1 protein-coding gene is annotated in these 4,196 nt (G+C 62.7%); it reads right to left on the bottom strand.

Annotation, left to right across the window (positions count from 1 at the left end; all coding sequences use genetic code 11):
- On the bottom strand, window positions 1-4,196 hold a 4,196-nt coding region (locus tag JNM42_RS11540), incomplete at both ends, for a glucoamylase family protein (protein WP_294269743.1).

Here is a 4,196-nt window from a genome sequence, read left to right as displayed (position 1 = left end):
CGTCGAACGTACTCCGGAAAGTCTGGCCGTATGCGAAAACAAGGCGGTGACCTTGGGAATACGCTCCTGGAGCAGCAGCATGACGGCCTGGAACAGCCGGTCGGAAGCGAAGCGCCGCTGCATCGGACGGTCCAGGAGCAGATAGGCCAGCGCGAGCAGGCTCATGCCCTGGTGATGCGCCATGAAGGAGCGCACCACGACGCACGCTTGCCCGCGGCGCTGCCGTGCCGGCGTGTAATCGATCGCTTCGAAGAAGCCGAAGCGCCCCATGAAGCCCTTGCCGGCCAGCCGCTCCAGATTCAGGCAGGCCGCGTCGGGCGCCACCATCAGCGCCAGCACCGAGGCATAGGGCGCTACGACCAGGTCTTCGGCCAGTCCACGCTTGAGCCCGAGACCCGGAACGCCAAAGGCGCGGTACTGGTAATTGAGATGCACATCGACGGTGTTGTAGCCCGATTCGGACATGCCCCAGGGAACGCCGCGCTGCTTGCCGTACTCGATCTGCCGGGCAACCGCCGCCTTGCAGGTCTGGTCGAGCAGCGTATTGTCATAGCTCGGCATGACCAGCAGCGGCATCAGGTACTCGAACATCGATCCGCTCCAGGACAGGAGAACCGGGTCTCCGCCGGTGCCGGTGAGCAGGCGCCCGAGGGCAAACCAGCTCTCCTGTGGCAATTGCCCCTGCGCAATGGCAACGAAGCAGCCAAGGCGCACTTCGGAAGCCAGCAGGTCGTAGAAACCCGCATCCATGCGGTGCTCTCCGACGTTGTAGCCGATGCTCAACAAATGACGCGACTTGTCGAACAGGAAATCGTATTCCATCTGTGCGAAATCGCCGGTTTGCACGATCAGCCGATCGATCGCCGTCATGCGTTCTCTGGCGCGCTCGCTGGCGGCCTGGATGGCGCGTTGCAGATCGACGAGCCAGACGCGTTGCCCGGATGTCAAATCATTTTTCCCGGGCGACGTCGCGGCGGCGAGGCGTCGCCCGATTTTATGACGGAGACCAGTATCGAGCCTTGCCAGTTCGCGCAGGGTGGGTATCGCCGTGATCGAGGCGAACTCGTCGATCCGGGTGAAACAGGCGGCAAGCCCGCCGGGTGCCGTCGTCAGCAGCAGCCACGGGGCGAGGAACGTCAGCTCGTCCACCGCCTCCCGGCACTGGCGGTCCAGTGCCTGCGCCCATCTTCGGGCTTCCTGTCTTTTCTCTTCGATTTCCGGGGCGTAATCGTCGATGACGTCGACCGCGCCGGCGAACGGAGCGAGCAAACCGGCGGCACCACTTTCCAGCCGGTCAAGGCTCGCATGCATGTCCGCCAGAGTATCCGGGCGCGCTGCGGACACTGAGTCCAGGGTATGCCGAAAGGCTACGAGCAGGCCGGCGACAACCCGGTCCGCCTCGTCTTCGAGAACATCCTCGAGAATCCTGAATGTATCGTTCAGGCCGTCGAACAGCCGCGCGCCAATAATCCTGTCATCGGCCACGGCGAGCAGGCCCGCGCGCAGGGTGAGCAGATGGCCGGCGAGATTGCCGCTGTCCACCGTCGAGATATACATCGGCGCCAGGGGCTCCAGGGTCCGCGTGTCGTACCAGTTGTAAAAGTGCCCGCGGTAGCGTTCGAGGCCATCCATCGTGTGCAGGGTATTTGCCGTACGCCGGGCGAGTTGTCCGGCCGGGATGAAACCGAAGTCGTAGGCGGCCAGATTGGCCAGCAGCGCCAGCCCGATGTTGGTCGGCGAGGTGCGGTGCGCCACGGCGGCAGTGCGATATTCCTGGATGTTGTCCGGTGGCAGCCAATGGTCTTCCGGCCCGACGAAACTGTCAAAGAACTCCCAGATCCGCCGCGCCAGCATGCGCAGGAAGTAAGTCTGCTCGGCGCTCAGGGATGCCTTGCGGCGAGACAGCGGGCGGCTGATCCACCAGGCGATGAACGGCGCGGCCAGCCACAGGAGCAGAATCGGTGCGGCCACGGCCAGCGCCGCCGGATTCGTGTTAGCGAGTTGGATCGCCAGCGCACAGGCGATGGCCGGGGCAATCCACATCGAGCGGTAGGAGGCGGCAAGTTCACTGACTTCGCTGTGGCCCTGTGCAGCCGATTTGCGCGCCGCTTCGCGCTCGGCCTCGCTCGACGGATTCCATTCGAGCAGCCGGCGCTGTGCCACCCGCATTCGCCAGGCCGTGCGCGCGATGGCGTCCAGACTGTAATAGGCCTCGTACGGGAGGCAGGCGAGTTCGAACGCCACTTGCTGGCCGTGCCGTATGGCTGAGCGTGCCACAGCGGCGAGGTGTTGCTGCAAGAGCACCTCCTCCGGTTTGCGCAACAGATCGAGAACCAGGGCGAACAGGCCGGGAATCAGCAGGATGCCCAATACCGACACGGTCCACCACGCGGCCGATGGCTGTAACGTCCATCCGAGCAGCAGCAATAGTGTCAGCGCTGCAGGGGCCAGACTGCGCCGCAGATTGTCGATCAGCTTCCATTGCGAGAGGAGCGAAAGCGGGTTGATTTGCCGGGTATTGACAACATTCCTGCTCGGCATTGGGCCATTCGCTGCCTCGCCCTGCCCTGCACAGTTGCCGGCATCTCGAGCACGAGAGCGGCCAGGAACCTGCCGTAGCAGCCACCCAGCCAACTGCCAATCGCCGCGAATCCAGCGGTAACGGCGGTTCACATCGGCGCTGTAGCGTGCCGGATAGTCCTCGAACAACTGTACATCGCTGAGTAGCCCGGCGCGCACGTAACAGCCTTCGAGCAGATCGTGGCTGAGGATCAGATTCTCGGGGAAACGATTGCCCAGGGCTTGCTCGAAGGCATCGACATCATAGATTCCCTTGCCGATGAACGAGCCTTCGCCGAACACGTCCTGATAGACATCCGATACGGCGCGGGTATACGGATCGATGCCCGGTTCCCCGCCGTAAAGTCGCGCATAGCGCGAGTTTCGGGTCCCCGGCAGACTGATCGCCACACGCGGTTGCATGATGCCGTAGCCGGCAACGACGCGCTGCTTCGCCTCGTCGTAGCAGGGCCGATTGAGCGGGTGCGCCATGGCACCGACAAACAGGCGCGCCGCATCGCGCGGCAACTGCGTATCCGTGTCGAGCGTTATGACGTACTTTACGCCGAAGAGGACGGCAATGTTGCCGGCAAGGTGTGAAAAAGGATCGATGCGGGGATCGATGCCGGAATCAATGCGGACATCTGCGCCGACTACGCTGACGCCACCATGCTGACTTGCACAGCGGGTGGATCGCAGAAGTACATTCAAATCGGCCAGCTTGCCGCGCTTGCGCTCATATCCCATCCAGATTCGTTCCTGCGGGTTCCAGCGTCGCGGGCGGTGGAAGAGGAAGAAGATTTCGTCGCCGGTGTGGTTGGCATCGCTGACATACTTCGCGTTCAACTCGTCGATTCTCGCCTGAGCCAGATGCACGAGCGGCTCGTCTGCAGGGAGCGATTCCTGATCGGCGTCGCAAAAATCGGTCAGTAGGCCAAAGTGCAGATGATCGTCGCGATTTGCCAGAAACCTGACTTCGAGCGCCTCGATCAGATGCTCGATGTTCTGCGCACTGGTCAGCATGGTCGGCACTACGACAAGCGTACGCGATTGCGGTGGAATGCCTTTCGAGAAGTCCATTCTGGGCAGCGCATGCGGTTTCACCATCAGGGTGGCCAGCCAGTTCACCAGCGCTACGGCCAACTGACTGGCGGCCAGCAGCGAGATGACGCCTAACAAGAGTAGCAATAAACCCGACAGGCCGACATTCACCGCAGCGGACAGCGCGGCTAAGTGCAACCCGGTTTCAGCCTGCGCCAGCAGCACCCTGGTGAGGAGCGCCGTGATCAGCAGGATGGGGCCCAGATACAGGAGCAATGGAAAGCGGGCTGCCGTTCTGCGCAAAAACTCAAAGCCGGAAAGGCGAACGTCGGCAGCCCGCTCGAGTTCCGGCAAGCCCTGGTCGATCAGGTAGAACCCGATATGCCGCGCACGTTCGCCGATTCCGTTACCGGCATTGATCAATGTGCCTGTGCGCGCCAGATCGACGGCCTTGCGCGCCACTTCTTCCTCAGTGAGGCGGCCCTTTTTGGCCACCTTTTCTATGGCATGGCGATAGCGATCACGGGTGGCAAAATCCATCCGGCCATAAACGCCGCCGGGATCCTCAAGCAGTGCCTGTTCGACGACACTCAGGG

This window comes from Propionivibrio sp. (genome assembly GCF_016790145.1).
Classification (GTDB): Bacteria; Pseudomonadota; Gammaproteobacteria; order Burkholderiales; family Rhodocyclaceae; genus Propionivibrio.
Note: the sequence above shows the minus strand (reverse complement) of the source record. Positions and strands in the feature narration are given on the sequence as shown.